Source organism: Pseudescherichia vulneris NBRC 102420 (assembly GCF_000759795.1).
In the GTDB taxonomy this organism is placed as follows: Bacteria; Pseudomonadota; Gammaproteobacteria; order Enterobacterales; family Enterobacteriaceae; genus Pseudescherichia; species Pseudescherichia vulneris.
This window is the reverse complement of sequence record NZ_BBMZ01000039.1, coordinates 1-26,068: the sequence shown is the minus strand read 5'-3', so window position 1 is coordinate 26,068 and position 26,068 is coordinate 1. Positions and strand designations below refer to the sequence as shown.

Genomic DNA, 26,068 nt, shown 5'->3' with positions numbered 1-26,068 from the left:
TCAGCGCCACCGGGCATTGCGAGGGTTAAACGTACTCCCGGCTTAGCCATCTGGTTCCCATCTGCTTAATGATCGCATGCTGCTGGGGCGTAGGGGGCCTGTCGCTGATCACGTAATCGAAATCCCCCACGCTGCCGTTCTGGCAGATCGCGTTCCGGCCAAACTTAGTGCTGTCCACCACCAGCACACTCACCGCCGCGCTGGCCACCAGCGCCCGGCGCGCGGCGACCTCATCATCGTTATAGTCATACAGCTCGCCCGCCTCACCGATCCCCCCTATTGAAACCACGCCAGCGTCGACCCGATAGCGGCTGAAAAAGGTCTGGGCATCGCTGCCGATCACATCCAGATCGCGCTTGCGGACGCGCCCGCCCGCTACCGTCAGTTCGCAGGCGGCAAGACGGCTCAGCGCTTCGGCGGCGTGCAGATTATTGGTGAATACCGCCAGCCGACTCTGTTCCGGCAGCGCCCGGGCCACCATCTCAACGGTGGTGCCGGTACCGAGAAAGCAACTCTGGTAGTCGTCCAGCAGCGCTGCCGTGCGCTCACCGATCCAGCGCTTGCCCGCAATGTTGACGATCTCGCGCTGCTGATAACCAATGTTTTCGCGGGCGAAAGGGGCAACCATGCCGTGACGCCGCAGCAGCAGTCCACCCGAGGTGAGCATGCGCAGATCGCTGCGCACGGTTTGCAATGAGACGCCAAAGTGCTGCGCCAGCTGCTCGATGCTGCTTTCACCGTGTGCCGTCACCAGCGCGACAATCGCCGTGCGGCGGGATTCGGGGGTCATTATTCGCTCCTGTTAGCACCCTTTTGCATCATGCTAGCGCGCGAATGTGAAATTATTACTACGAAAAAAGCTGGTCATATTTTTGTCAGATTTCCCTGTTTTAATCGTCACAACGAAAACAGAGGGAAGAGATCATGAGTAAGCACACCGCGCTGGCCGCCGTTATCGTAACCGCATTAAGCACGCCGGCTTTCGCCGCCTCCACGCTGACGCTCTATACCAGCCAGCCGAACGAAGATGCTCAGATGACCGTTACCGCCTTCGAAAAGGCGCACCCGGATATTGAGGTCAAATGGATCCGCGACGGAACCACCAAGCTCACGGCGCGCCTGCAGGCCGAGCTAGCGGCGGGCGGTGCCGCACCGGACGTGCTGCTGATCGCCGACAGCGTCACCATGGAGTCCCTGAAAAAGCAGGATCTGCTGGCGGCCTATAAATCGCCTGAAGCCAGCCGCTATGATGCCCAGCTGTACGATCCGCAGGGTTACTACTACGGCACCAAGCTGATCACCACCGGCATTGCCTACAACACCCGCGCGCCGGTGAAGCCTGGCTCCTGGCAGGATCTGCTCAAGCCTGAACTCAAGAACATGACCACGCTGCCCAGCCCGCTCTACTCCGGCGCGGCGCAGATCCATATGGCGACGCTGATGAACGATCCGCAGCTCGGCTTTGCCTGGTACGAAAAGTTGAAGGCTAACGGCGCGATGCCGCAGAGCGGAAACGGCGCGGTGATGAACGCCATCACCTCCGGCAGCAAGGGCTACGGCGTGCTGGTGGACTATATGGCGATCCGTGAAAAAGCCAAGGGCGCGCCGATTGAGTTCGTCTTCCCGAAAGAGGGAGTTAGCATCGTCACCGAACCGGTAGCGATGCTGAAGAACGCGAAAAATCCGGACGGGGCGAAAGCCTTTATCGACTTTGTCCTGTCGGATGCGGGTCAGCGCCTGGTGCTGAAGCAGGGCTACCTGCCTGCCGATGCGAACCTCCCGGCCCCGGAAGGCTTCCCGGCGCGAGAAAGCATCAAGCTGATGCCGTATGACCCGGCGAAGGCGCTGGCGGATACCGACGCCAATAAAAAACGCTTCGCCGATCTGTTTGGAAACCGCTAACTGATGACCACCATGACCCTCCGTCAACCCGCCAGCAGCGGCCCGCCGAAGGGGCTGCTCTGGCTGCTGCTCGGCCTGGTGGCGCTATTAAGCCTGCTGCCGAGCCTGCGGCTGCTGGTTTCGGCGCTGCTCGACTGGCAGCAGGGGAGCAGCAGTAGCCTGTGGCGCGTATTGAGCAACCCGACGACCTGGACCGCGCTCTCCCATAGCCTTTATACCAGCGGCCTGGGTACGCTGCTCTCGCTGCTGCTGGGCGGACTGTTTGCTTTCTGCCTCGCCCTGACTAATATCCGCCTCAAGCAGGTCTGGGTATTCCTGTTTATGCTGCCAATGATGATCCCGCCCCAGGTGACGGCCCTGAGCTGGCTCCAGCTCTTCGGGCCGAGCAGTATCCTGCTTAACAGCCTCGGCATCGCGCCGTCGTTCGGCAGTGCTAATCCGCTCTACTCCCCCGAGGGGATCGCCCTGCTGCTGGGGATCCAGCACGCGCCGCTGGTCTTTCTGGCTCTGCGCACCCAGCTTCAGTGCCTGCCGAAAGAGCAGATCGAGGCGGCGCGGCTAAACGGTGCTTCGCTGTGGCGGGTGTTTATTGATATCGTGCTGCCGCTGTGCCGCACCGCGCTGTGGGCCGGGGCGGCAATAGCCTTCGTTTCCGCACTGGGCAACTTTGGTATTCCGGCGATGCTGGGCATCCCCATCTCCTATTTTGTGCTGCCGATTCAGATCTACCAGTCGCTCTCCAGCTTCGGTCCGTCGATGCTCAGCGACGTGGCGGCGCTGTCGGTGCTGATGGGCGTGCTGGCGATTGGCATTGTCTCGCTGCAGGGCTATCTCCAACGCCGCCATGCACTGCCGTTGATCGGCATGGCCGGGCGGGCGCTCGATTTCCAGCTTGGCAGGTGGCGGCTTGCTGCCGAGCTGCTGCTGGGCGCGGTGCTGGCTGCTATTCTGCTGGCTCCGCTGCTGGCGCTCATTGCGACCTCGCTGGTGCCGACCCTCGGCGTGCCGCTGACGGCCAGGACACTGACCTTTAACGCCTATCAGGCGATGCTGGAGGGCGGCAGCGCCACCTGGCGCGCGCTGAGTAACAGCCTGCTGCTCTCGGTCTCCGCGGCGCTGGTGCTGATGCTGCTGAGCCTGCCGCTGGCGTGGCTGCTGGTGCGTTTTCCGGCGCGCCCGCTGCGCTGGCTCCATAGCGCCATCGACATTCCCTACACCCTGCCGGGGGTGGTGCTGGCTATCGCCTGCATCCTGCTGTTTGCCCGTCCGCTGCCCATTATCGGCATCAGCCTGAGCGGCACGCTGCTGATCATCTTCTTCGCCTATCTGGCGCGCTTTCTCACCGTCTGCCTGAAGCCGCTGCACAACAGCATGCTGCAGCTTGATCCGGCCATGGAGGAGGCGGCCAGCCTGGCGGGAGCTAACTTCTCCCAGCGGCTGCGGCATATCGTGCTGCCCCTGCTGGCCCCGGCGGCCTTTGCCGGCGCGCTGCTGGTGTTTCTGACGGCGGTGAATGAGCTGACCGTCTCTGCCCTGCTGTGGAGCGCGGGCAAGGAGACCCTCGGCGTGGTCATTTTCAACCTCGATGAGAGCGGCGATAAGGTGCTGGCCTCCGCCATCTCGGTGATGGTGGTGGCACTGGTGGCGCTGGTAATGCTGATGCTGAGCGGCCTGGGCCGCTATCTACCCAAAGGAGTGATCCCATGGCAGAACTGAGCCTTGAGAGCCTGAGTAAAACGTTCGGCGACCAGACCGTGGTGCGCAACCTGAGCCTGACCATTCCCGAAGGCGCATTTACGGCGCTGCTCGGGCCAAGCGGCTGCGGCAAAACCACCACGCTGCGCATTCTGGCCGGGCTGGAGCGGCTCTCCAGCGGCCGCCTGACGCTAGGCAACCGGCTGCTGGCCGATGCGGTTACCCATCTACCGCCGGAGGCGCGCAACATGGGGATGGTCTTTCAATCCTATGCCCTCTGGCCGCATATGACGGTGGCAGAGAACGTTGGCTATCCGCTGAAGCTGAAAAAAGTCAACGGCGCGGCGCGGCATAAACAGGTACTTGCTGCCCTTGAGGTGGTCGAGCTGGCGGCGTATGCCGATCGCTCGCCGCAGGATCTGAGCGGTGGACAGCGTCAACGCGTGGCGCTGGCGCGCTGTCTGGTCTCCGAGCCGCAGGTGGTGCTGCTTGACGAGCCGCTGGCAAACCTCGACCGCCATCTGCGGGCCACCATGGAGCAGACCTTCCGCGAATTTCATCGCCGCACCGGGGCAACCTTTGTTTACGTGACCCACGATCAGGCAGAGGCGATGGCGCTGGCCAGCCATATCGCCGTAATGCATCGGGGCGAGCTGATGCAGTGGGGAACGCCGCAGGAACTCTATCAGCAGCCGCACAGCGCCTGGGTTGCGGGCTTTATTGGCAAGGGCAGCGTGCTGAACCTGGCGAGCGCGACGCAGGATCGCCATCTGGATGGCATACAGCTCCATCATGGGCTGAGCGTGAGTGATGGCATGCGTTACCCGGTGCTGGTACGTCCCGAGCACGTTGAAATAGGCGAGGGTGGCCTGGCCGCCACCGTCGAAAACTGTATCTATCAGGGGGAGCGCTACCTGCTGGCGCTGCGCCTGGCCGACGGTCAGCCGCTCACCGCCTTCCATCACCTGCCGCTACGCGAGCAGCAGCACACCGCCGTGCGCCTGCATCAGGGCTGGCGGCTGGAGGCGGCGTGACGGCAATTGAGATTATCAGCGGGCTGCATGACAAAACGCCCGCCGCCATTTTGGTGACCACGCCCACGCAGCGCATTCTGCTGGACGCCGGGGGCTCGCTGGAGCCGGGAGCCGACGACTGGCCGGTGCCGGATCGGCTGGATGCCGTGCTGCTCAGTCACGATCATATCGATCATATCGCCGGTCTGGCGCGGCTGACTGCCTCGGTGCCGATCTACTGTAGCGCCGTAACGGCCCGCGCGCTGCCGCCGGGATCGAACGTTCACCCGATCCCGGTGCACGGTCAGTTCTCTCTTGGTGATGTGACGATAACCACCGGCAGCAGCGGCCATGCCTGGGGCGGGATCTGGTTCCACCTCGATGTGCCGGGGGGCCTGTTCTACAGTGGTGACGTGAGCCTGGAGTCGGCGCTGTTTCATTTCGATCCGCCGCCGCCTGCGGCGCTGGCGCTGATGGACGCCTCGTACGGCCTGTACGACACGCCCCAGCATCAGCAGCTTGAGGCTCTGTGGCTGCACGTGCAGCGGCCTGTGCTCTGTCCGGTCCCGCCTTCTGGACGGGCGGTGGAGATGGCTCTGCTGCTGGCGCGTCGCGGCATGAATAAGGTGGTGATGGATGACGCCTGCCGGGAGATGCTAACCCTGATGGCGGAACACAATGACGGCAGCCTGATCCCCGGCGTAGAGCATGAGCTGCGGCAGCGGGTACGTGACCTGCCATCGTTTGCCGCTGACGCGCCGGTTATTTTGGCCGCCGATCCGGATGGGCAGCAGGGCACGGCGGGCGAACTGCGGCGACGTGCTGATTTCCGCCACCGTACCCTGTTTACCGGCCATATGAATCACCGTGCCCGCGAACAGCATCAACGAGGCGAGGTCGACTTCTGCCGCTGGAACGTTCATCCCACGCGTCGCTGTCTGCAAAAGCTGGTGGCGATGCTGGGCTGTCGCCAGCTGGTGCCGCTGTTTACTCCTGTTGATGACGCCGTGCTCTGGCAGCAGACGCTGGGCTGCGGCATCCTTACTCAGCCCCGTTTCAGGATAAAACATGACGCTACTGCCTAAGCCTTTTGTCTTTGTTCGCCACGGCGAGACGCCGCTTAACCGCGATCGCCTGATTGGCGGACGCACTGAAGTCCCGCTCACCGCGACCGGCGAGCAGCAGGCCCGCGACGCCGCACCGCTGCTGGCCAACCACTCCTGGAGCATCGTCGCCGTTAGCCCGCAGCAGCGCGCCCGACGTACCGCAGAGCTACTGCTGCCGGGGGCATCGCTGAAGCTTGTTTCCGACCTGCGCGAGCGGGACTGGGGCGATCTTGAATGTCGTTCTCTTAGCGAGCAGACGCCCTATGAGGAGACGCCGCCGAACGGCGAAGCCTGGCTGCCTTTCTGTACGCGCGTGACCGAGGCGTTGAACACCCTGCTGGCGCAGTACGACACGCCGCTGATCGTAGCGCACTCTGGCGTGTTCCGCGTGATCCGCCTGCTGGCGACCGGCACACCCCACGGCGAGCGGGTCGGCAACGTTGCCCCGCTGTGGATCCTGCCTGGCGCTACCCCTGATGACTGGAAAATTATTCCGCTGGAGAAGATGAATGCTGACTGAACAATGCGTGATTGTAGATATCGACGGTACCCTGGCCGAGTTTGACGCCGAGGCGGTACGCGAGTGGGTCTTAGGCCCAGAAAAGCAGTGGCAGCCCTTTTTCGCCCACATGGCGGAGGCGCTACCGAGCGTGGCCATTAGTCGTCTGGTGGGCTTATTGAGCGCCCAGCAGCAGAAGATCGTAATCTGCAGCGGACGGCCTGCCAGCTTCCAGCGGCATACCCAGGAGTGGCTGGAGCGGCACTGTATTCCTTTCGATGCGCTCTATCTTCGGCCCGACGGGGAGGATACGCTTCCGGATGAGGTCGTGAAAAAAACGCTGCTGGAGCAGATAAAAGCGGACGGCTACGCCCCGTGGCTGGTGATCGACGATCGTCAGGCGGTAGTGGATTTCTGGCGTGCGGAAGGGCTGACCTGCCTGCAGTGTGCGCCGGGCGATTTTTAAGCCGCCCGGCATAGGATTTTAGCCTCGCTTTTCGCCGTACTGGGCAAACCATGCCAGCATGCGCTGCCAGCCATCTTTGGCTGACTCTTCGTGATAGCTCGGACGATAGTCGGCGTTAAAGGCATGTCCGGCATCGGGATAGACTACAATCTCCGCCTCAGCATTGGCGGCACGCAGGGCGTGGCGCATGGTTTCCACCGTATCAAGCGGAATGCTGCCATCCTGTGCACCGTATAGACCCAGCACCGGCGCGTTAAGGTCGGTGGCGATATCCACCGGATGCTTCGGTGAGTTCAGGGTTTTATCGCCTACCAGCTTGCCGTACCACGCCACCGCTGCCTTCAGCTGTGGATTATGCGCGGCGTAGAGCCAGGCGATACGCCCGCCCCAGCAAAAGCCGGTAATCAATAGCCGGTGCGCGTCGCCGCCGTTGCGTGCCGCCCAGTTGGCAACGTGATCGAGGTCGGCTAAGACCTGTGCATCCGGCACCTTTGAAACCAGCTCGCTGAACAGCGTGGGAATATCGCTGTAGTCGTTGGGATCGCCCTGACGGAAGTAGAGCTCAGGCGCGATGGCCAGGTAGCCCTCCTGCGCCAGCCGACGGCAGATATCACGAATATGTTCGTGCACGCCGAAAATCTCCTGAACAACAATGACTACCGGCAGCGGGCCGTCAGCAGCCTGTGGCCGGGCATGCCAGGCGGGCATGTTATCTCCCTGAGTGGGAATTGACGTCTCACCAGTCAGAATGGACTCTTCAGAGGTGCGGACGGCGGTGGAAGCGTGAGGTGAAGCTGCAGGTGCAAAGCCGGGCTGTTTTTCTGTTGTCATGGCAATCTCCGTACCCTTGTTTAGCGCATCAGCTAACTATAGCCAGTACGGCAAAATCATCCTGTGCGGAAGAGACTATCTTTAAGACGAACGGGGGAAGGAGAGCGCTATAGTGTGATATAAATCACCTTTTGATGAAAAATTGATGTAAACAGTTTTCTTCAGAGTGATTGGTGTCACGAAAAAATGCGATGGCCTTCTGTAGAGTACCGTTTTACTTCTGCTGATGAATCGACCCACAAAGGAGTCACCTATGTCCAAGTCTGATGTTTTTCACCTCGGTCTTACCAAAAACGATCTGCAGGGGGCAACGCTGGCTATCGTCCCTGGCGATCCGGAGCGAGTGGAAAAGATCGCCGCGCTGATGGATAAGCCGGTTAAGCTGGCATCACATCGCGAATTTACCTCCTGGCGCGCCGAAGTGGATGGCAAAGCCATCATTGTCTGCTCCACCGGTATCGGCGGCCCGTCAACCTCTATCGCCGTTGAAGAGCTGGCCCAGCTGGGCATCCGCACTTTCCTGCGCGTGGGCACCACCGGCGCAATCCAGCCGCACATCAACGTTGGTGACGTGTTGGTAACCACCGCTTCCGTGCGTCTCGACGGGGCTAGCCTGCACTTTGCGCCGATGGAGTACCCAGCGGTGGCCGACTTTACCTGTACCACCGCGCTGGTAGAGGCTGCTAAAGAGGTGGGCGCAACGACCCATATCGGCGTTACCGCCTCGTCTGACACCTTCTATCCGGGCCAGGAGCGTTACGACACCTTCTCCGGCCGCGTCGTCAGCCGCTATAAAGGCTCTATGGAAGAGTGGCAGTCAATGGGCGTGATGAACTACGAGATGGAGTCTGCGACGTTGCTGACTATGTGCTCTAGCCAGGGCCTGCGTGCTGGCATGGTAGCGGGGGTGATCGTCAACCGCACCCAGCAAGAGATCCCGAACGCAGAGACCATGAAGCAGACCGAAAGCCACGCGATCAAAATCGTGGTGGAAGCAGCGCGCCGTCTGGCTTAACGCGCCTTTCCGGCAGGTCGATCCCCTCGGCCTGCCTGTTTTGCGTAGTACCTCGCAGGAAAATCCTTCCCAACTGGACACCTATCCAGCACACTCTTATTTTGCATCGGTAAGTGGTTTATGCAGGAGGCAGGGTGGATATCTCAATTTTACTCAGCGCAGCAGCGGCGATAGCTGGCTTGCTGATAGGCTGGCTGGCAACAAAATCCCATGCCGATCGTCTGCGGGCCGATCTTACCGAAGAGCGGCGCGAGCTGGATATCGAACTGAGCGCGGCGCGACAGCGACTGGTACAGAATCAGCACTGGCGCGACGAGTGCGAACTGCTGAATAACGAACTGCGCAGCCTGCGCGAGATCAATACCTCGCTGGAGGCCGATCTGCGCGAGGTCACCACCCGGCTGGAGTCCACCCAGCTGCATGCGGAAGATAAAATCCGCCAGATGATCAACAGCGAGCAGCGCCTCAGCGAGCAGTTTGAAAACCTTGCTAACCGCATTTTCGAGCAGAGCAATCGCCGGGTCGAGGAGCAGAACCGGCAGAGCCTCCACGGCCTTCTCTCCCCCTTGCGAGAACAGCTGGACGGTTTCCGTCGTCAGGTACAGGACAGCTTTGGCAAAGAGGCGCAGGAGCGCCATACGCTCGCCCACGAGATCCGTAACCTACAGCAGCTTAATGCGCAGATGGCGCAGGAAGCGATCAACCTGACCCGCGCCCTGAAGGGCGATAATAAAGCGCAGGGTAACTGGGGCGAGGTGGTGCTGGCCCGCGTGCTGGAGGCGTCCGGCCTGCGGGCGGGCTATGAGTATGAAACCCAGGTTAGTATCGAAACCGAAGCTCGCGCCAGGATGCAGCCTGACGTCATCGTTCGGCTTCCGCAGGGTAAAGATGTGGTCATCGACGCCAAAATGACCCTGGTGGCCTATGAGCGCTACTTCAACGCCGACGATGAGTACACCCGCGAAAGCGCGCTGCAGGAGCACATCGCCTCGGTGCGCAGCCATATTCGCCTGCTCGGGCGTAAAGATTACCAGCAGCTGCCGGGCCTGCGCTCTCTTGACTATGTCCTGATGTTCATCCCCGTTGAGCCAGCCTTTTTAGTGGCCCTCGACCGGCAGCCGGAGTTGATCACCGAGGCGTTAAAAAACAACATCATGTTGGTCAGTCCGACCACGCTGCTGGTGGCCCTGCGCACCATCGCTAACCTCTGGCGCTACGAGCACCAGAGCCGCAACGCGCAGCAGATTGCCGAGCGCGCCAGCCGTCTCTACGACAAAATGCGGCTGTTTGTTGATGATATGTCGTCGGTGGGGCAGAGCCTGGAGAAAGCGCAGGATAATTACCGCCAGGCAATGAAAAAACTGACCTCCGGGCGGGGGAATCTGCTCGCCCAGGCCGAGGCGTTTCGCGGGCTGGGTGTTGAAATCAAACGCGAGATTAATCCGGATTTAGCCGATCAGGCCGTGGCGCAGGATGAGGAGTTCCGTTTGCGCGCCGGGCAGGAGGGTTGAAACGTAGGGCAATCTCGCCCAATCTGTTACACTTCACGAACAATTTCTTGAATAGCAGGCACTGAGATGGCGGAAGATTCACAAGAAACGACGCATTTTGGTTATCAGACTGTCGCCAAAACGCAAAAGGCCGACATGGTGGCGCACGTATTTCACTCCGTGGCCGCAAAATATGACGTAATGAACGATCTGATGTCCATGGGCATCCATCGTTTATGGAAACGTTTCACAATTGACTGCAGCGGCGTACGCCGTGGGCAGAAGGTGCTCGACCTCGCGGGCGGTACCGGTGATTTGACGGCGAAATTCTCCCGTCTGGTCGGCGAAACCGGACAGGTGGTACTGGCCGACATCAACGACTCCATGCTGAAAGTCGGGCGCGAAAAGCTGCGCAACCTTGGCGTGGTGGGTAACGTTGAATACGTGCAGGCCAACGCCGAAGCGCTGCCGTTCCCGGACAACACCTTTGACTGCATCACCATCGCCTTTGGCCTGCGCAACGTCACCGATAAAGAGAAAGCGCTGCGCTCCATGTTCCGCGTGCTCAAGCCGGGCGGGCGCCTCTTAGTTCTTGAGTTCTCTAAACCTATTATCGAGCCGCTGAGCAAGGCCTATGACGCCTACTCTTTCCACGTTCTGCCGCGCATCGGCGAGCTGGTGGCGAAGGATGGCGAAAGTTACCGTTACCTGGCGGAGTCTATCCGTATGCATCCCGATCAGGAGACGCTGAAGGCGATGATGCAAGATGCCGGTTTTGAAAACGCAGAGTACTTCAACCTGACGGCGGGTATCGTCGCGCTGCACCGTGGATATAAGTTCTGACAGGAGTGAGTGAATGCCCTTTACGCCTTTAGTGAGCGCTGGAATCGAAGGTGTTCTCAATACATTTTTATATCGCGAAAGGGCATTAAAACCCGCCCGCCAGCGCCTGCAGGGTAAGGTACTGCGTATTGTCCTCAAAGAGTTCTCTACGCCGCTTATCCTGGCCTTTAGCGAGCGCCAGGTCGACGTATTGAGCGCCTGGGAGGGCGAGGCAGACTGCACCGTTATTACCCAGGCCCGGCTGTTACCGAAGCTGCGCGATCGCCAGCAGCTGACTACGCTTATACGCAGCGGCGAGCTGGAAGTGCAGGGCGATATTCAGGTTGTACAAAACCTTAGCGCGCTTTTCGATCTCGCAGAGTTCGATTTTGCTGAGCTACTTGCTCCTTACACCGGCGATATCGCCGCCGAAGGCATCGCGAAAGTGCTGCGCGGCGGTGCAAAGCGTTTCCAACATGGCCTGCAGCGTCAGCAGCAGTACGTGGGCGAAGCCATAACGGAAGAGTGGCGTCTGGCACCCGGTGGGCTGGAGGTTGCCTGGTTTGCCGAGGAGGCCGCCGCCGTCGCGCGCTCGGTTGATGCGTTAACCAAACGGCTGGAAAAACTGGAGGGCAAATGACGCCAGGTGAAATTCGACGCCTGTACTTTATCATTCAAACGTTTTTGAGTTACGGGCTTGATGAGCTCATCCCACGAATGCGTCTTACCCTGCCGATTCGGCTCTGGCGTCGCACGCTGTTCTGGATGCCAAACCGTCACAAAGATAAAGAGTTAGGTCATCGCCTGCGGCTGGCGCTGCAGGAGCTGGGACCGGTGTGGATCAAGTTCGGGCAGATGCTCTCTACCCGTCGCGATCTCTTTCCGCCCGTGATTGCCGACCAGCTCGCGATGCTCCAGGATCGCGTAGCGCCCTTTGACGGCAAGCTGGCTAAGCGCCAGATCGAAAAGGCGATGGGTGATATCCCCGTAGAGACGTGGTTTGATGATTTTGACATTACGCCGCTGGCATCGGCCTCTATCGCCCAGGTCCACACTGCCCGCCTGAAAGAGAACGGCAAGGAAGTGGTGATCAAGGTGATCCGGCCGGATATTCTGCCGATCATCAGAGCCGATATGAGCCTGATCTATCGCCTTGCGCGCTGGGTTCCGCGCCTGCTGCCGGACGGGCGTCGCCTGCGTCCGCTGGAGGTGGTGAAGGAGTATGAAAAGACGCTGATCGACGAGCTGGATCTGCTGCGTGAAGCGGCCAACGCCATCCAGCTGCGGCGTAACTTTGAAAATAGCGCGATGCTCTACGTGCCGGAAGTTTACTCCGATTACTGCAGCCAAAATATGCTTGTCATGGAACGCATCTATGGTATTCCGATAAACGACGTGGCTGCACTGGAGAAAAACAATACCGATCTTAAACTACTGGCCGAGCGTGGCGTCCAGGTGTTCTTTACCCAAGTGTTCCGTGACAGCTTTTTCCACGGAGATATGCACCCGGGCAATATCTTTGTCAGCTATGAGCATCCGGAAGATCCGCAGTATATCGGTATCGACTGCGGCATCGTCGGCTCGCTGAACAAAGAGGATAAGCGCTACCTGGCAGAGAACTTCATTGCGTTCTTCAACCGCGACTACCGTCGGGTTGCCGAACTGCACGTTGATTCAGGCTGGGTACCGCCGGATACCAACGTTGAAGAGTTTGAGTTTGCCATCCGTACCGTGTGCGAACCGATTTTTGAGAAGCCGCTGGCGGAGATCTCCTTTGGTCACGTGCTGCTGAATCTGTTCAACACCGCGCGTCGGTTCAATATGGAAGTGCAGCCCCAGCTGGTGCTGCTGCAAAAAACGCTGCTTTATATCGAGGGCGTAGGACGTCAGCTCTATCCGCAGCTCGATTTGTGGAAAACGGCGAAACCTTTCCTCGAAACGTGGATCAAAGATCAGGTAGGCTTCCCGGCGCTGGTCCGTTCCCTGAAAGAGAAGGGACCAATGTGGATTGAGAAAATGCCCGAGCTGCCCGAGCTGATCTACCAAAACCTGCGCCAGCATAAGCAGCTGCAGCACAACGTGGATCTGATTGCCCGGGAGATGCGTGTGAACAACGTGCGTCAGGGGCAGTCCCGTTATCTGTTCGGTATTGGGGCAACGTTGATCCTGAGCGGAACGCTCTTTTTGATCAACCGGCCGGAGTGGCAAACGGCGTCCGCCTGGCTTATCGCCGGTGGCGTGGTTGCCTGGCTTATTGGCTGGCGAAAAACCCGCGTGCTATAGCCGCACGCGTAATGGGCCGGGTAGGCTGTACCGGCCCGCTAATTTCAGCATCTCTCCTTGAGGATTGTGTATGGGTGGTATCAGTATTTGGCAGTTACTTATTATTGCCGTCATCGTTATCCTGCTGTTTGGAACGAAAAAGTTAGGCTCAATCGGTTCCGATCTCGGCGCGTCGATCAAAGGCTTTAAAAAAGCCATGGGCGATGACGATAAGCACGAGAAAAAATCGGCGGAGGACGCTGATTTCTCCACTAAAACCCTTGCTGAAAAGCAAGATGAAGTGAAAACCGACGAAGAAAAGCGTCGCGATAAAGAGCAGGTGTAATTCGTGTTCGATATTGGTTTTGGCGAACTGGTACTGGTATTCGTGATCGGTCTGATTGTGCTGGGGCCGCAGCGTTTACCGGTAGCGGTTAAAACGGTGGCTGGATGGGTGCGCGCGCTGCGCTCGCTGGCAAGCACCGTGCAGAATGAGCTGGCGCAGGAGCTGAAGATCCAGGAGCTTCAGGACAGCCTCAAGAAGGTTGAAAAAGCGAGTATGGATCATCTGACGCCAGAGCTAAAAGAGTCTATGGATGAGCTGCGCCATGCGGCAGAGTCAATGAAGCGTACCTACAACGCCAACGATCCCGAGCGGGCAAGCGACGTAGCGCATACCATTCACAACCCGATTGTGAAAGGTAATGAAGAGCAGCACCAGGGCGTGACGCCTGCCGTCGCGGAGCACCAGGCCAGCGCCCCGGCGCAGGCACCGGCGCCGGAGACGCCCGTCGACAGCAAGCCTGCCCAGCCCGCTGCCGCACATTCACCTACATCGACAAGTGATAAACCGTAACCATGGCTGTACAAGATACCCAACCGCTGATTACGCACCTGATCGAGCTGCGAAAACGCCTGATGAACTGCATCATTGCGGTGCTCGCCATTTTCGTGGTGCTGGTCTATTTCGCCAACGATATCTACCAGCTGGTTTCAGCCCCGCTGATCAAGCAGATGCCCCTGGGCGCAACGATGATTGCTACCGATGTGGCGTCGCCGTTCTTTACCCCGGTAAAACTGACCTTTATGGTGTCGCTGATCCTCTCCGCGCCCGTTATTCTTTACCAGGTTTGGGCCTTCGTTGCCCCTGCGCTCTATAAGCACGAGCGGCGTCTGGTTGTACCGCTGCTGGTCTCCAGCTCACTGCTGTTCTATATCGGCATGGCCTTCGCCTACTTTGTGGTGTTCCCGCTGGCGTTTGGCTTTTTGACCCATACCGCGCCGGTGGGCGTGCAGGTATCGACGGATATCGCTAGCTACCTCGACTTCGTCATGGCGCTGTTTATGGCCTTCGGCGTGTCGTTTGAAGTCCCGGTAGCGATTGTCCTGCTCTGCTGGATGGGCGTCACGACGCCGGACGACTTGCGTCGTAAGCGGCCTTACGTGCTGGTAGGCGCGTTTGTTGTCGGTATGCTGCTGACGCCGCCGGACGTTTTCTCCCAGACGCTGCTGGCGATCCCGATGTACTGCCTGTTTGAAGTGGGCGTCTTCTTCTCGCGTTTTTATGTTGGCAAGCGCCGCTTCCGCCAGGAAGAGAGCGACGAAAGCGAAGACGATGTTTGATATTGGCGTAAACCTGACGAGCTCACAGTTTGCTAGCGATCGCGAGCAGGTTGTTGCCCGGGCTGCCGCCGCAGGCGTTAACGGCATGCTGCTTACCGGAACCAACCTGCACGAAAGCCAGCAGGCGCAGGCGCTTGCTGCGCAGTACGCCGGCTGCTGGTCCACAGCGGGCATCCACCCGCATGACAGCAGCCAGTGGCAGCCGGAAACCGCAGATGCCATTCGCGAGCTGGCTAGCCTGCCGCAGGTCGTCGCTATTGGCGAATGCGGCCTGGATTTTAACCGTAACTTCTCCACGCCGCAGGCGCAGGAAGCGGCGTTTAGCGCCCAGCTGGCACTCGCCGCTGAACTCTCCCTGCCGGTGTTTTTGCACTGCCGCGACGCCCACGAGCGCTTCTTAGCCCTGCTCGATCCGTGGTTGGACAAACTCCCCGGCGCGGTGCTGCACTGCTTTACCGGCTCAGAGCAGGAAGCGCGTGACTGTCTGGCGCGTGGGCTCTATCTGGGCATTACCGGCTGGGTCTGCGACGAGCGTCGCGGGCAGGAACTTTGTGAGATCGTACCGCTTATCCCGGCTGACCGTCTGCTGATTGAAACCGATGCTCCCTACCTGCTGCCACGCGATCTCAAGCCGAAGCCAGCGTCACGGCGCAATGAACCCGCCATGCTGGGGCATATCCTGCAACGCGTGGCGCAGCTGCGAGGCGAGGAAGCTGACCGGCTGGCAGCGGTGACGGATAACAACGTCAGACGGCTGTTCGGTATCGCGTTTTAAGCTTTACGGAAATCGGTGTTTCTCACGCTTTGCACTACCTGCTGATTGAGCAGGTTCAGCAGCAGCATCGAGCGCGCCTCGCCGTCAGGCTCGGTAAAAATAGCCTTTAGCCCCTCAAATGCCCCTTCAGTGATCACCACGCTGTCACCCGGATAGGGTGTCTCGGGGTCGGTCACCCCTTCAGGTTGGTAGTGCACCAGCTGAGCGATCACCGGCGCAGGCACCGTTGCCGGGCTGACACCGAAGCGGACAAAGTGGCTAACGCCGCGAGTCGCGTTAATGGTGGTGGTGTGGATCACTTCCGGATCGAATTCGACAAACAGATAGTTGGGGAACAGCGGTTCGCTCACCGCGGTGCGCTTGCCACGCACGATTTTTTCAAGCGTGATCATCGGCGTCAGGCAGTTTACCGCCTGGCGTTCAAGGTGTTGCTGGGCGCGTTCGAGCTGGCCCCGCTTGCAGTACAGTAAATACCAGGCTTGCATAATCACTCTGTTTTAGCTAATCGTGTGCAAGCATATCAAAACCCGATAATGATGGCTAAGGTGATTATAGAGGTCATCGCCACATGTTGGCGTAACGATTTACCCTAATTTAACAAAATTACAGCATCACGCCGATGTTCACCGTATAATGGAAGGCTGACTCCGAGGCCATGATTAACTGCATGAAATACCACGACCTACGTGATTTTATGGCGCTGCTGGAACAGCAGGGCGAACTCAAACGCATCACGATGCCTGTTGATCCTCATCTGGAAATAACAGAAATTGCCGACCGCACGCTGCGTGCCGGTGGTCCCGCTCTGTTATTTGAAAACCCAACGGGCTACTCAATGCCGGTACTCTGCAACCTCTTTGGCACGCCGAAGCGCGTGGCGCTGGGCATGGGTCAGGAGGATGTGACGGCATTGCGCGAGGTGGGCAAGCTGCTGGCCTTCCTGAAAGAGCCAGAGCCGCCGAAGGGCTTCCGCGATCTCTTTGATAAGCTGCCGCAGTTTAAGCAGGTCCTCAATATGCCCACCAAACGCCTGCGCGGCGCGCCGTGCCAGCAGAAGGTAGTGCAGGGCGAGGCGGTGGATCTCACCACTATCCCGATCATGCAGTGCTGGCCGGAAGATGCCGCCCCGCTGATCACCTGGGGCCTCACCGTTACTCGCGGTCCGCATAAAGAGCGGCAGAACCTGGGTATCTATCGCCAGCAGCTTATCGGCAAGAACAAACTGATCATGCGCTGGCTGTCGCATCGCGGCGGCGCGCTGGATTATCAGGAGTGGTGCGCAGCGCATCCCGGCGAACGTTTCCCGGTTGCCGTGGCGCTGGGGGCCGATCCCGCCACGATTTTAGGCGCGGTGACGCCTGTGCCGGATACGCTTTCCGAATATGCTTTTGCCGGTCTGCTACGCGGGACGAAAACCGAGGTGGTTAAGTGCATCTCAAACGACCTGGAAGTCCCTGCCAGCGCGGAGATCGTGCTTGAGGGCTATATTGAGCCGGGTGAGATGGCCCCGGAAGGCCCGTATGGCGACCACACGGGCTACTATAATGAGATAGATAGCTTCCCGGTCTTTACGGTGACGCATATTACCCAGCGCGAAGATGCTATCTACCACTCAACCTATACGGGTCGCCCGCCTGATGAGCCCGCCGTGCTCGGCGTGGCGCTGAACGAAGTCTTTGTGCCGATCCTGCAAAAGCAGTTTCCGGAGATTGTCGATTTCTATCTTCCCCCGGAAGGGTGCTCATACCGCCTGGCGGTAGTGACCATCAAAAAGCAGTATGCCGGTCATGCCAAACGCGTGATGATGGGCGTGTGGTCATTCCTGCGGCAGTTTATGTACACCAAATTTGTTATTGTCTGTGATGATGACGTGAATGCGCGCGACTGGAACGACGTTATCTGGGCGATCACTACCCGAATGGATCCGGCAAGGGACACGGTGCTGGTAGAGAACACGCCGATAGACTACCTGGATTTTGCCTCGCCGGTTTCCGGTCTGGGCTCTAAAATGGGGCTGGATGCTACCAACAAATGGCCTGGTGAAACCCAGCGTGAATGGGGGCGTCCGATTAAAAAGGATCCTGCCGTTACCGCGCGAATTGACGCTATCTGGGATGAGCTGGCCATAATGAGTGACGGTAAAGGCAGCTGATGCGCCGCCGTTTTGCCTTTTGATTCGTAATAAAACGACCCGACAGAGGGAGCGCATGACAACCTTAAGCTGTAAAGTGACTTCGGTAGAAGCTATCACCGATACCGTATACCGAGTTCGTCTTGTACCGGACGCGGCGTTTTCTTTTCGCGCCGGGCAATATTTGATGGTGGTAATGGACGAGCGCGATAAGCGTCCGTTCTCCATGGCATCCACACCGGATGAGCAGGCGTTCATCGAGCTGCACATCGGTGCTTCTGAGCTGAACCTCTATGCGATGGCGGTGATGGACCGGATCCTGAAAGAGCGCGAAGTTGTTATCGATATTCCGCACGGCGATGCCTGGCTGCGCGATGACGAAGAGCGTCCGCTGATCCTGATTGCAGGCGGGACCGGCTTCTCCTACGTGCGCTCGATTCTGCTGACCGCGCTGGCGCGTAACCCGGCACGTGATATCACTATCTACTGGGGCGGACGCGAAGAGAAGCACCTGTACGATCTCTCTGAGCTGCAAGCCTTAGCGGTTACCCATCCTAATCTGAAGGTAGTGCCGGTGGTTGAGCAGCCGGAAGAGGCGTGGCAGGGCCGCAGCGGCACGGTATTGACGGCGGTACTTCAGGATTTCGGCACGCTGGCCGAGCATGATATCTATATTGCCGGACGTTTCGAAATGGCAAAAATCGCCCGGGACCTCTTCTGCAACGAACGCGGTGCGCGGGAAGATCGTCTCTTTGGCGACGCGTTCGCCTTTATCTAAGCCTCTGCGTAACTGGCCCGACGGTGTCTCTCCCGCCGGGCCTGCATGACGCGCTTAAACTCGTTCAAACACCGTCGCAATTCCCTGACCCAGCCCAATACACATCGTCGCCAGGCCAAACTGCGCGTCTTTACGCTCCATCAGGTTCAACAGCGTGGTGCTGATCCGCGCCCCAGAGCAGCCGAGCGGATGACCCAAAGCGATCGCGCCGCCGTTGAGGTTGATCTTCTCGTCAATCTGCTCCATCAGACCCAAATTCTTAATGCACGGCAGGATCTGCGCCGCAAAAGCTTCGTTCATCTCAAACAGATCGATGTCGTTCACCGTCAGACCGGCTTTTTTCAACGCCAGCTGCGAGGCCGGAACCGGACCGTAACCCATGATCGAAGGATCGCAGCCCACGACCGCCATTGAACGTACACGCGCCCGTGGCGTCAGACCCAGCTCGCGGGCGCGGCTTTCGCTCATCACCAGCATCGCCGCCGCACCGTCAGAGAGTGCGGAGGAGGTGCCTGCCGTCACCGTGCCGTTAGCCGGATCGAACGCGGGCCGCAGGGTGGAGAGACCTTCAACGCTGGTTTCCGGGCGGATCACCTCGTCGTAGTTAAACATTTTCGGCACGCCGTCAGCGTCGTGACCGCCGGTAGGGACAAGCTCATTTTTGAACGCCCCGGTCTGGGTTGCAGCCCATGCGCGGGCGTGGGAGCGGGCGGCAAACTGGTCCTGCATCTCACGACTGATGCCGTGCATGCGCGCCAGCATCTCAGCGGTTAAGCCCATCATGCCTGCTGCTTTCGCCACGTTACGGCTGAGGCCGGGATGAAAATCCACGCCGTGGCTCATCGGCACGTGGCCCATGTGCTCAACGCCGCCCACCAGGCACGCCTGCGCGTCGCCGGTCATGATCATCCGTGCCGCGTCGTGCAGCGCCTGCATCGACGAGCCGCACAGGCGGTTAACGGTCACCGCCGGAACGGAGTGGGGGATCTCCGCCAGCAAGGCGGCGTTACGGGCGATGTTAAAGCCCTGCTCCAGGGTCTGCTGCACGCAGCCCCAGTAGATATCGTCCAGCGCTGCGGCGTCCAGGGCCGGGTTGCGCGCCAGCAGGCTGCGCATCAGGTGCGCGGAGAGATCTTCCGCGCGTACGTTACGGAACGCGCCGCCCTTAGAACGGCCCATCGGGGTACGAATTGCATCGACAATGACTACCTGTTCCATTGTGACTCCTTAAGCCGATTTCAGAACGCCTGCCGGGCGGGCTGGCGCAACGGGAGGATAATAGGGTTCGTTATGGCGCGCTTTCTCACGCAGGCCGTCCGGCACGGCGTAGAGCGGGCCAAGGGCGGCAAATTGCTGCGCCCGATCGAGATAGCTGGCGCTGCCCTGGGTGTCGAGCCAGCGGAACGCGCCGCCGTGGAACGGGGGGAAGCCAAGGCCGTAGACCAGGGCCATATCGGCTTCAGCCGGGCTGGCGATAATGCCCTCTTCCAGACAGCGCACCACTTCGTTGACCATCGGGATCATCATGCGGGCAATAATCTCCTCGTCAGAGAAGTCGCGCGTCGGCTGGCTAACCTCTGCCAGCAGGCCGTCAACGGCAGCATCTTCCTCTTTCTTCGGCTTGCCTTTACTGTCCTCTTTATACCGCCAGAAGCCCTGGCCATTTTTCTGTCCAAAGCGGCCCGCGTCAAACAGGACGTCAATGGCGTCACGGTAATCTTTCTGCATACGCTCCGGGAAGCCCGCCGCCATGACCGCCTGGGCGTGATGCGCGGTATCGATGCCCACCACGTCCAGCAGATAAGCCGGGCCCATTGGCCAGCCAAACTGCTTCTCCATCACCTTATCCACACGGCGGAAGTCCGCGCCGTCGCGCAGGAGCTGGCCGAAGGCGGCAAAGTAGGGGAACAGGACGCGGTTGACGAAGAAGCCGGGGCAGTCGTTAACCACGATAGGCGTTTTGCCCATTTTGCTCGCCCAGGCGACCACTTTGGCGAGGGTCTCTTCCGAGGTTTTTTCGCCACGGATCACCTCTACCAGCGGCATGCGGTGTACCGGGTTAAAGAAGTGCATGCCGCAGAAATTCTCCGGGCGTTGCAGAACGCTGGCCAGCTCGCTGATAGGAATGGTGGAGGTATTCGAAGCCAGTACCGTATCCGGGCGTACCTTCTGTTCGGTCTCGGCCAGCACCGCTTTTTTCACCTTTGGATTTTCGACGACCGCTTCCACCACCACGTCGACGCGATCAAAGCCGGTGTAGTCGAGGGTTGGATGGATAGTGGCAATGACGCCCGCCAGCTTCAAACCGTCAATCTTGCCGCGCTCAAGCTGCTTATTGAGCAGCTTGCTGGCCTCGCTGATACCCAACGTCAGGGATTTGTCGTTGATATCTTTCATCAGCACCGGCACGCCTTTCCATGCCGACTGGTAAGCGATGCCGCCACCCATAATGCCTGCGCCCAGCACGGCGGCCTGCTTCGGGGTCTCGACGTTCTGGGTCAGCTTTTTCGCCTGACCTTTGACATACTGATCGTTCAGGAAGATGCCCACCAGTGCGCGGGCCTCGTTGGTGTGGGTTAGCGGCACAAAGCTCTGGTTCTCAAGCGCCAGTGCCTCATCACGGCCAAACCGAGCCGCCGCCTCAATGGTTTTCACCGCCATCAGCGGGGCGGGGTAGTGCTTGCCTGCGGTCTGCATCACCATGCCTTTGGCGATGGTAAAGCTCATGGTGGCTTCAATCTTGCTCAGCTTCAGCGGCTCCAGCTTCGGCTGGCGTTTGGCACGCCAGTCCAGGTCGCCATCGATCGCCTGACGCAGAACGGCCAGCGCGCCATCGCGCAGTTTTTCCGCCGTCACGATGCCATCGACGAGGCCAATTTTTAGTGCCTGTTCAGCGCCCACGTCTTTGCCAGCAGCAATGATCTCTAGCGCGCTGTCAGCCCCCAGCAGGCGTGGCATACGCACCGAGCCGCCAAAGCCCGGCATAATTCCCAGCTTGGTTTCCGGCAGGCCAATGCGCAGGTCCGGCGTCGCTAAACGATAGTCGGTGGCGAGTACACACTCGCAGCCGCCGCCCAGCGCATAGCCGTTAACGGCAGAGATAGTCGGAACAGGCAGATCTTCCAGGCGGTTAAAGACGCTGTTAGCGAAGTGCAGCCACTGGCTAAGCTGCTCCTCGGGAACCTGGAACAGAGAGAGAAATTCGGTAATGTCCGCGCCGACAATAAAGGCGGCTTTGTCGGAGCGCAGCAGCAGCCCGGTGAGGTCGGGGCTTTTTTCCAGCACGTCCAGCGCCTGGCCGAGACTGGCCACCGTCGCCGTATCGAGCTTGTTGACCGAGCCGGGGGCCGCGAACACCAGTTCAGCAATGCCATTTTCCAGCCAGTCGAGGTACAGGGTATCGCCTTTGTAGAGCATGTCAGTCTCCTGAATCCAGCAGGGTTACTGGTCTTACCAGATGAGACGGAGTGTGGTTATTATGTTAATAAAATGCAAATGAGAGTTTAAAAAGTTGCTGAGGCGATCACGCTTAACGGAAAACACGCAGGCGTTACCGGGTATGTTAAGATGCCGAGAATTGACGTCTAAACCAGAAGGGAAAATCATGGACTCACTGGCTGCGCTTTATAAAGATCATATCGTTACCCTACAGGAACGTGCCCGGGACGTACTGGCCCGCTTTAAGCTCGACGCACTGCTGATTCACTCCGGCGAGCTGTTCAATATCTTCCTTGATGACCATCCGTATCCCTTTAAGGTCAACCCGCAGTTTAAAGCCTGGGTGCCCGTCACTCAGGTTCCCAACTGCTGGTTGCTGGTGGATGGTGTCAACAAGCCAAAGCTGTGGTTCTACCTGCCGGTGGATTACTGGCACAACGTCGAGCCGCTGCCGACCTCGTTCTGGACCGAAGAGATCGAGATCATTGCCCTGCCAAAAGCAGACGGTATCGCCAGTCAGCTGCCTGCGGCACGGGGCAATATTGCCTACATCGGCCCGGTGGCAGAGCGCGCATTGCAGCTGGAGATCAAAGCTGAGAACATCAACCCGAAAGGAGTGATTGACTATCTGCACTACTATCGCGCCTATAAGACCGATTACGAGCTGGCCTGTATGCGGGAGGCGCAGAAGACGGCGGTGATGGGCCACCGCGCGGCGCACGAAGCGTTTCTCTCCGGCATGAGCGAGTTTGACATCAACGTGGCCTATCTGACCGCCACCGGCCACCGCGATACCGACGTGCCCTACAGCAATATTGTAGCGCTCAACGAGCACGCTTCCGTGCTGCACTACACCCGGCTGGATCATCGCGCGCCCGCTGAGATGCGCAGCTTCCTGCTGGATGCCGGCGCGGAGTATAACGGCTACGCCGCGGATCTGACCCGAACCTGGGCCGCTAATGGCGATAACGACTTTGCGCAGCTGATCAAAGACGTGAACGATGAACAGCTGGCGCTGATCGGCACCATGAAAGCGGGGGTGAGCTATATCGAATACCACCTGCAATTCCATCAGCGCATTGCGAAACTGCTCCGTCGTCATCAGATCGTTACCGACATCAGCGAAGAAGCGATGGTAGAGAACAATCTCACCGGCCCCTTCATGCCGCACGGTATCGGCCATCCGCTGGGCCTTCAGGTTCATGACGTTGCTGGCTTTATGCAGGATGACACCGGTACGCATTTGGCCGCGCCGGCGAAGTATCCTTACCTGCGCTGCACCCGCGTAATACAGCCGCGCATGGTGCTGACCATTGAGCCGGGTATCTATTTCATCGACTCGCTGCTGAGCGCGTGGCGTGAAGGCGAGTTTAGCAAGCACTTCAACTGGCAGAAAATTGAAGCGCTGAAGCCGTTCGGCGGGATCCGCATCGAAGACAACGTGGTGATCCATGAGAACGGCGTGGAGAACATGACCCGAGATCTGAAGCTGGCCTGATGGAGAGCTGGCTGATACCGGCTGCGCCGGTGACCTTCGTTGAGGAGATCAAAAAGAGCCGCTTTATTACGCTGCTGGCCCACACCGACGGCGTAGAGGCGGCGAAAGCCTTCGTCAGCGCCGTGCGGGCAGAACACCCGGAGGCACGGCACCACTGCGTCGCGTGGGTGGCCGGGCCGCCGGACGACTCGCAGCAGCTGGGCTTTTCCGACGATGGTGAACCGGCAGGCACGGCGGGTAAGCCGATGCTGGCCCAGTTGATGGGCAGCGGCGTCGGTGAGATCACCGCCGTGGTGGTGCGCTACTATGGCGGTATCCTGTTAGGCACCGGTGGACTGGTCAAAGCCTACGGCGGCGGCGTACAGCGTGCGCTTAATCAGCTCACCACTATCCGCAAATTACCGCTGACCGAATATACTTTGTGTTGTGATTATGCCCAGCTCGCTGGCGTAGAGGCGCTACTGAGTCAGTTCGAGGGGAAGATCGTTACCAGTGATTATCAGGCGGCCGTGCAGCTAAGAGTGGCGCTTCCCCGCGCCAGGCTGGACGAGTTCTCCGCCCGGCTGGCAGATTTTAGTCGTGGTTCATTGCAATTATCAGCCATTAAAGAATAATCCCCACCTCATTTATCTGGATACCTAAGGAAGCGGCAGAGATGCATTTTCGCGCCATTACCCGAATCGTTGGACTGCTGGTGATACTGTTTTCCGGAACGATGATCCTGCCCGGACTGGTTGCGCTGATTTATCGGGACGGCGCGGGGCGTGCATTCACCCAAACCTTCTTTGTAGCGCTGGCGATCGGCTCCCTGCTGTGGTGGCCTAACCGCCGGGAGAAGAGCGAACTGAAGTCGCGAGAAGGTTTCCTGATCGTCGTCCTGTTCTGGACAGTGCTGGGCAGCGTGGGGGCCTTGCCGTTTATCTTCTCCGAGCGTCCCAACCTGACGGTGACCGACGCCTTCTTTGAATCTTTTTCTGGCCTGACGACTACAGGGGCGACCACGCTGGTGGGACTGGATACTTTGCCGCACGGCATTCTTTTCTATCGCCAGATGCTGCAATGGTTCGGCGGGATGGGGATCATCGTGCTGGCCGTGGCTATTCTTCCCATCCTTGGCGTCGGGGGGATGCAGCTTTACCGTGCAGAGATGCCCGGCCCGCTGAAGGATAATAAGATGCGCCCGCGTATTGCCGAGACGGCAAAGACGCTGTGGATTATCTATGTGCTGCTGACGGTAGCCTGCGCGCTGGCGCTCTGGTTTGCGGGTATGCCCGCATTTGACGCCATTGGACACAGCTTTGCCACCATCGCCATTGGTGGGTTCTCCACCCATGATGCCAGCGTGGGCTATTTCGATAGCCCAACGATTAACACCATTATTGCTATCTTCCTGCTGATCTCCGGCTGTAACTATGGCCTGCACTTCTCTCTGCTGAGCGGGCGGAACCTGAAGGTCTACTGGCGCGATCCCGAATTCAGGATGTTCATTGGCGTGCAGCTGACGCTGGTGGTGATCTGCACCCTGGTACTCTGGTTCCACGATGTCTACAACTCGGCGGTCACCACGCTAAACCAAGCGTTCTTCCAGGTAGTGTCGATGGCAACGACCGCTGGCTTTACTACCGACAGCATTGCGCGCTGGCCGCTGTTCCTGCCGGTGCTCCTGCTCTGCTCGGCGTTTATCGGCGGCATGGCGGGGTCAACCGGCGGGGGGCTGAAGGTCATTCGTATCCTGCTGCTGTTTAAGCAGGGCAACCGCGAGCTGAAACGGCTGGTGCATCCTAACGCGGTATACAGCATCAAGCTGGGGAACCGCGCGCTGCCGGAACGTATCCTTGAGGCGGTGTGGGGTTTCTTCTCTGCCTATGCGCTGGTCTTTATCGTAAGCATGCTGGCGATTATCGCCACGGGCGTAGATGACTTCTCCGCCTTTGCCTCCGTGGTCGCGACGCTGAACAACCTTGGGCCAGGTCTTGGGGTAGTGGCGGATAACTTTGCCAGCATGAATCCGGTGGCGAAGTGGATCCTCATCGCCAACATGCTTTTTGGTCGTCTTGAAGTCTTTACGTTGCTGGTGCTCTTTACCCCAACGTTCTGGCGCGAATAAGGGAACACGCTATGAAAACGTTGATTCTATTCTCCACCCGTGACGGGCAAACCCGTGAGATCGCCTCCAGTATCGCCTCCGAGCTGAGCGAGCTGGGCGTCTATGCCGATGTGGTTAACCTTAACCGTACGGAATCTATCGCATGGGAGGAGTATGACCGCGTGGTTATCGGGGCGTCGATTCGCTACGGTCACTTTCATCCGGCCGTGGATCGATTTGTGAAAAAGCATCTGCAGCATCTTAATGCGCTGCCCAGTGCCTTTTATGCCGTCAACCTTGTAGCGCGCAAACCAGAGAAGAGCTCGCCGCAAACCAATAGCTATACGCGTAAGTTTTTATTGAACTCACCCTGGCAGCCGGATCGCTGTGCAGTGTTTGCCGGTGCCCTGCGCTACCCTCGTTACTCATGGTATGACCGGATCATGATCCGCCTGATTATGAAGATGACCGGGGGAGAAACGGATGCGCGTAAAGAGGTGGTCTATACCGACTGGTCACGCGTAAGCGAATTTGCGCGCGAGATCGCACAATTAACCAGCAAATCGGTGTCAAAGCAGGCATAAAGTTTGCAAAGTGAGCGCTTGAAAAGTTTTTTGCATTTAAGTCTTGTCAGCTCC

26 protein-coding genes are annotated in these 26,068 nt (G+C 59.1%); 21 read left to right on the top strand and 5 right to left on the bottom strand.

Translation table 11 applies throughout. The features are described from left to right. Nucleotides 1–25 precede the first annotated feature (25 nt). Nucleotides 26–790, bottom strand: a complete 765-nt coding sequence (locus EV102420_RS20265; protein WP_042395959.1) for a DeoR/GlpR family DNA-binding transcription regulator — start codon at nt 788–790, stop codon at nt 26–28. Nucleotides 791–924: 134 nt separating this feature from the next. Here EV102420_RS20265 and EV102420_RS20260 point away from each other — a divergent pair, with 134 nt between their 5' ends. The 6 genes from EV102420_RS20260 to EV102420_RS20235 are packed head-to-tail and all read left to right on the top strand — an operon-like array spanning nt 925 to nt 6,681. After that, the gene (locus EV102420_RS20260; protein ID WP_042395955.1) at nt 925–1,902 is read left to right on the top strand and encodes an ABC transporter substrate-binding protein; all 978 of its coding nucleotides are present in this window, start codon (nt 925–927) and stop codon (nt 1,900–1,902) included. 12 nt (nt 1,903–1,914) lie between these two features. Beyond that, a complete protein-coding gene (locus EV102420_RS20255) occupies nt 1,915–3,618 on the top strand; it encodes an ABC transporter permease (protein WP_042395963.1) in 1,704 nt (567 codons plus the stop codon). Beyond that, nucleotides 3,606–4,631, top strand: coding sequence for an ABC transporter ATP-binding protein (locus EV102420_RS20250; protein ID WP_042395952.1), 1,026 nt, complete (start codon nt 3,606–3,608; stop codon nt 4,629–4,631). Before EV102420_RS20255 ends, EV102420_RS20250 begins: the two co-directional genes overlap by 13 nt. Then, nucleotides 4,628–5,695, top strand: a complete 1,068-nt coding sequence (locus EV102420_RS20245; RefSeq protein WP_042395949.1) for an MBL fold metallo-hydrolase — start codon at nt 4,628–4,630, stop codon at nt 5,693–5,695. Before EV102420_RS20250 ends, EV102420_RS20245 begins: the two co-directional genes overlap by 4 nt. Then, nucleotides 5,679–6,236, top strand: a complete 558-nt coding sequence (locus EV102420_RS20240) for a histidine phosphatase family protein (RefSeq protein ID WP_042395946.1) — start codon at nt 5,679–5,681, stop codon at nt 6,234–6,236. Before EV102420_RS20245 ends, EV102420_RS20240 begins: the two co-directional genes overlap by 17 nt. Then, nucleotides 6,226–6,681 carry a phosphatase domain-containing protein gene (locus EV102420_RS20235; protein ID WP_042395943.1) on the top strand — a complete coding sequence of 152 codons (456 nt, stop codon included), beginning with the start codon at nt 6,226–6,228 and terminating at the stop codon, nt 6,679–6,681. Before EV102420_RS20240 ends, EV102420_RS20235 begins: the two co-directional genes overlap by 11 nt. An 18-nt stretch (nt 6,682–6,699) precedes the next feature. On the opposite strand, the gene EV102420_RS20230 is transcribed toward EV102420_RS20235, so the two are convergent. After that, on the bottom strand, nt 6,700–7,512 hold the full coding sequence (locus EV102420_RS20230) for a dienelactone hydrolase family protein (protein WP_042395941.1): 813 nt from the start codon (nt 7,510–7,512) through the stop codon (nt 6,700–6,702). A gap of 253 nt (nt 7,513–7,765) precedes the next feature. On the opposite strand from EV102420_RS20230, the gene udp reads away from it, so the two are divergent. From udp to tatD, 9 genes are all read left to right on the top strand, one after another. Continuing rightward, complete coding sequence (udp, locus tag EV102420_RS20225) at nt 7,766–8,527, top strand: uridine phosphorylase (protein ID WP_042395937.1); 762 nt, start codon at nt 7,766–7,768, stop codon at nt 8,525–8,527. Between the two features lie 134 nt (nt 8,528–8,661). After that, entirely contained in the window at nt 8,662–10,038 is a 1,377-nt protein-coding gene (gene rmuC, locus EV102420_RS20220) for a DNA recombination protein RmuC (protein ID WP_042395935.1), read from the top strand. Nucleotides 10,039–10,104: 66 nt separating this feature from the next. Next, on the top strand, nt 10,105–10,860 hold the full coding sequence (ubiE, locus tag EV102420_RS20215) for a bifunctional demethylmenaquinone methyltransferase/2-methoxy-6-polyprenyl-1,4-benzoquinol methylase UbiE (RefSeq protein ID WP_042395932.1): 756 nt from the start codon (nt 10,105–10,107) through the stop codon (nt 10,858–10,860). A gap of 13 nt (nt 10,861–10,873) precedes the next feature. Continuing rightward, a complete protein-coding gene (gene ubiJ / locus EV102420_RS20210) occupies nt 10,874–11,479 on the top strand; it encodes a ubiquinone biosynthesis protein UbiJ (protein WP_042395926.1) in 606 nt (201 codons plus the stop codon). Beyond that, on the top strand, nt 11,476–13,122 hold the full coding sequence (gene ubiB / locus EV102420_RS20205) for a ubiquinone biosynthesis regulatory protein kinase UbiB (protein WP_042395922.1): 1,647 nt from the start codon (nt 11,476–11,478) through the stop codon (nt 13,120–13,122). Before ubiJ ends, ubiB begins: the two co-directional genes overlap by 4 nt. A gap of 70 nt (nt 13,123–13,192) precedes the next feature. Continuing rightward, the gene (gene tatA / locus EV102420_RS20200; RefSeq protein WP_042395919.1) at nt 13,193–13,447 is read left to right on the top strand and encodes a Sec-independent protein translocase subunit TatA; all 255 of its coding nucleotides are present in this window, start codon (nt 13,193–13,195) and stop codon (nt 13,445–13,447) included. A 3-nt stretch (nt 13,448–13,450) separates the two neighbouring features. Then, nucleotides 13,451–13,957, top strand: coding sequence for a Sec-independent protein translocase protein TatB (gene tatB / locus EV102420_RS20195; RefSeq protein WP_042395917.1), 507 nt, complete (start codon nt 13,451–13,453; stop codon nt 13,955–13,957). Between the two features lie 2 nt (nt 13,958–13,959). Beyond that, nucleotides 13,960–14,724: a Sec-independent protein translocase subunit TatC gene (gene tatC / locus EV102420_RS20190; protein ID WP_042395915.1), complete on the top strand. Its 765-nt coding sequence runs from the start codon at nt 13,960–13,962 to the stop codon at nt 14,722–14,724. Next, entirely contained in the window at nt 14,717–15,499 is a 783-nt protein-coding gene (gene tatD / locus EV102420_RS20185) for a 3'-5' ssDNA/RNA exonuclease TatD (RefSeq protein WP_042395913.1), read from the top strand. Before tatC ends, tatD begins: the two co-directional genes overlap by 8 nt. Here the strand turns inward: tatD and rfaH are convergent. Further along, nucleotides 15,496–15,984 (bottom strand): transcription/translation regulatory transformer protein RfaH, encoded by a 489-nt coding sequence (gene rfaH / locus EV102420_RS20180; protein ID WP_042395910.1) that lies wholly within the window; start codon nt 15,982–15,984, stop codon nt 15,496–15,498. The genes tatD and rfaH overlap by 4 nt on opposite strands. Before the next feature lie 170 nt (nt 15,985–16,154). Here rfaH and ubiD point away from each other — a divergent pair, with 170 nt between their 5' ends. Together ubiD and fre are read left to right on the top strand one after the other, a co-directional pair. After that, a complete protein-coding gene (gene ubiD, locus EV102420_RS20175) occupies nt 16,155–17,651 on the top strand; it encodes a 4-hydroxy-3-polyprenylbenzoate decarboxylase (RefSeq protein ID WP_042395907.1) in 1,497 nt (498 codons plus the stop codon). A gap of 55 nt (nt 17,652–17,706) precedes the next feature. Then, complete coding sequence (gene fre / locus EV102420_RS20170; RefSeq protein WP_042395904.1) at nt 17,707–18,408, top strand: NAD(P)H-flavin reductase; 702 nt, start codon at nt 17,707–17,709, stop codon at nt 18,406–18,408. A 54-nt stretch (nt 18,409–18,462) separates the two neighbouring features. On the opposite strand, the gene fadA is transcribed toward fre, so the two are convergent. Together fadA and fadB are read right to left on the bottom strand one after the other, a co-directional pair. Further along, on the bottom strand, nt 18,463–19,626 hold the full coding sequence (fadA, locus tag EV102420_RS20165) for an acetyl-CoA C-acyltransferase FadA (protein ID WP_042395902.1): 1,164 nt from the start codon (nt 19,624–19,626) through the stop codon (nt 18,463–18,465). A gap of 9 nt (nt 19,627–19,635) precedes the next feature. Next, a complete protein-coding gene (gene fadB, locus EV102420_RS20160) occupies nt 19,636–21,825 on the bottom strand; it encodes a fatty acid oxidation complex subunit alpha FadB (RefSeq protein WP_042395899.1) in 2,190 nt (729 codons plus the stop codon). Between the two features lie 187 nt (nt 21,826–22,012). On the opposite strand from fadB, the gene pepQ reads away from it, so the two are divergent. The 4 genes from pepQ to hemG are packed head-to-tail and all read left to right on the top strand — an operon-like array spanning nt 22,013 to nt 26,014. Continuing rightward, nucleotides 22,013–23,344, top strand: coding sequence for a Xaa-Pro dipeptidase (gene pepQ, locus EV102420_RS20155; RefSeq protein ID WP_042395896.1), 1,332 nt, complete (start codon nt 22,013–22,015; stop codon nt 23,342–23,344). After that, nucleotides 23,344–23,958, top strand: coding sequence for an IMPACT family protein (locus EV102420_RS20150; RefSeq protein WP_042395893.1), 615 nt, complete (start codon nt 23,344–23,346; stop codon nt 23,956–23,958). The genes pepQ and EV102420_RS20150 overlap by 1 nt, the downstream gene beginning before the upstream one ends. A gap of 41 nt (nt 23,959–23,999) precedes the next feature. Then, nucleotides 24,000–25,451: a Trk system potassium transporter TrkH gene (trkH, locus tag EV102420_RS20145; protein ID WP_042395889.1), complete on the top strand. Its 1,452-nt coding sequence runs from the start codon at nt 24,000–24,002 to the stop codon at nt 25,449–25,451. An 11-nt stretch (nt 25,452–25,462) separates the two neighbouring features. Next, entirely contained in the window at nt 25,463–26,014 is a 552-nt protein-coding gene (hemG, locus tag EV102420_RS20140; protein WP_042395887.1) for a menaquinone-dependent protoporphyrinogen IX dehydrogenase, read from the top strand. Nucleotides 26,015–26,068: the final 54 nt, after the last annotated feature.

Bases quoted from the DNA above. Each gene is read 5' to 3' on its own strand.
- ubiD (WP_042395907.1), top strand. From the start codon at position 16,155: ATGATTAACTGCATGAAATACCACGACCTACGTGATTTTATGGCGCTG.
- EV102420_RS20255 (WP_042395963.1), top strand. From the start codon at position 1,915: ATGACCCTCCGTCAACCCGCCAGCAGCGGCCCGCCGAAGGGGCTGCTC.
- EV102420_RS20240 (WP_042395946.1), top strand. From the start codon at position 5,679: ATGACGCTACTGCCTAAGCCTTTTGTCTTTGTTCGCCACGGCGAGACG.
- tatC (WP_042395915.1), top strand. From the start codon at position 13,960: ATGGCTGTACAAGATACCCAACCGCTGATTACGCACCTGATCGAGCTG.
- EV102420_RS20265 (WP_042395959.1), bottom strand. From the start codon at position 790: ATGACCCCCGAATCCCGCCGCACGGCGATTGTCGCGCTGGTGACGGCA.
- ubiJ (WP_042395926.1), top strand. From the start codon at position 10,874: ATGCCCTTTACGCCTTTAGTGAGCGCTGGAATCGAAGGTGTTCTCAAT.
- rfaH (WP_042395910.1), bottom strand. From the start codon at position 15,984: ATGCAAGCCTGGTATTTACTGTACTGCAAGCGGGGCCAGCTCGAACGC.
- EV102420_RS20235 (WP_042395943.1), top strand. From the start codon at position 6,226: ATGCTGACTGAACAATGCGTGATTGTAGATATCGACGGTACCCTGGCC.
- fre (WP_042395904.1), top strand. From the start codon at position 17,707: ATGACAACCTTAAGCTGTAAAGTGACTTCGGTAGAAGCTATCACCGAT.
- EV102420_RS20260 (WP_042395955.1), top strand. From the start codon at position 925: ATGAGTAAGCACACCGCGCTGGCCGCCGTTATCGTAACCGCATTAAGC.
- tatA (WP_042395919.1), top strand. From the start codon at position 13,193: ATGGGTGGTATCAGTATTTGGCAGTTACTTATTATTGCCGTCATCGTT.
- EV102420_RS20150 (WP_042395893.1), top strand. From the start codon at position 23,344: ATGGAGAGCTGGCTGATACCGGCTGCGCCGGTGACCTTCGTTGAGGAG.
- udp (WP_042395937.1), top strand. From the start codon at position 7,766: ATGTCCAAGTCTGATGTTTTTCACCTCGGTCTTACCAAAAACGATCTG.
- ubiB (WP_042395922.1), top strand. From the start codon at position 11,476: ATGACGCCAGGTGAAATTCGACGCCTGTACTTTATCATTCAAACGTTT.
- EV102420_RS20250 (WP_042395952.1), top strand. From the start codon at position 3,606: ATGGCAGAACTGAGCCTTGAGAGCCTGAGTAAAACGTTCGGCGACCAG.
- trkH (WP_042395889.1), top strand. From the start codon at position 24,000: ATGCATTTTCGCGCCATTACCCGAATCGTTGGACTGCTGGTGATACTG.
- hemG (WP_042395887.1), top strand. From the start codon at position 25,463: ATGAAAACGTTGATTCTATTCTCCACCCGTGACGGGCAAACCCGTGAG.
- pepQ (WP_042395896.1), top strand. From the start codon at position 22,013: ATGGACTCACTGGCTGCGCTTTATAAAGATCATATCGTTACCCTACAG.
- fadB (WP_042395899.1), bottom strand. From the start codon at position 21,825: ATGCTCTACAAAGGCGATACCCTGTACCTCGACTGGCTGGAAAATGGC.
- ubiE (WP_042395932.1), top strand. From the start codon at position 10,105: ATGGCGGAAGATTCACAAGAAACGACGCATTTTGGTTATCAGACTGTC.
- EV102420_RS20230 (WP_042395941.1), bottom strand. From the start codon at position 7,512: ATGACAACAGAAAAACAGCCCGGCTTTGCACCTGCAGCTTCACCTCAC.
- tatD (WP_042395913.1), top strand. From the start codon at position 14,717: ATGTTTGATATTGGCGTAAACCTGACGAGCTCACAGTTTGCTAGCGAT.
- fadA (WP_042395902.1), bottom strand. From the start codon at position 19,626: ATGGAACAGGTAGTCATTGTCGATGCAATTCGTACCCCGATGGGCCGT.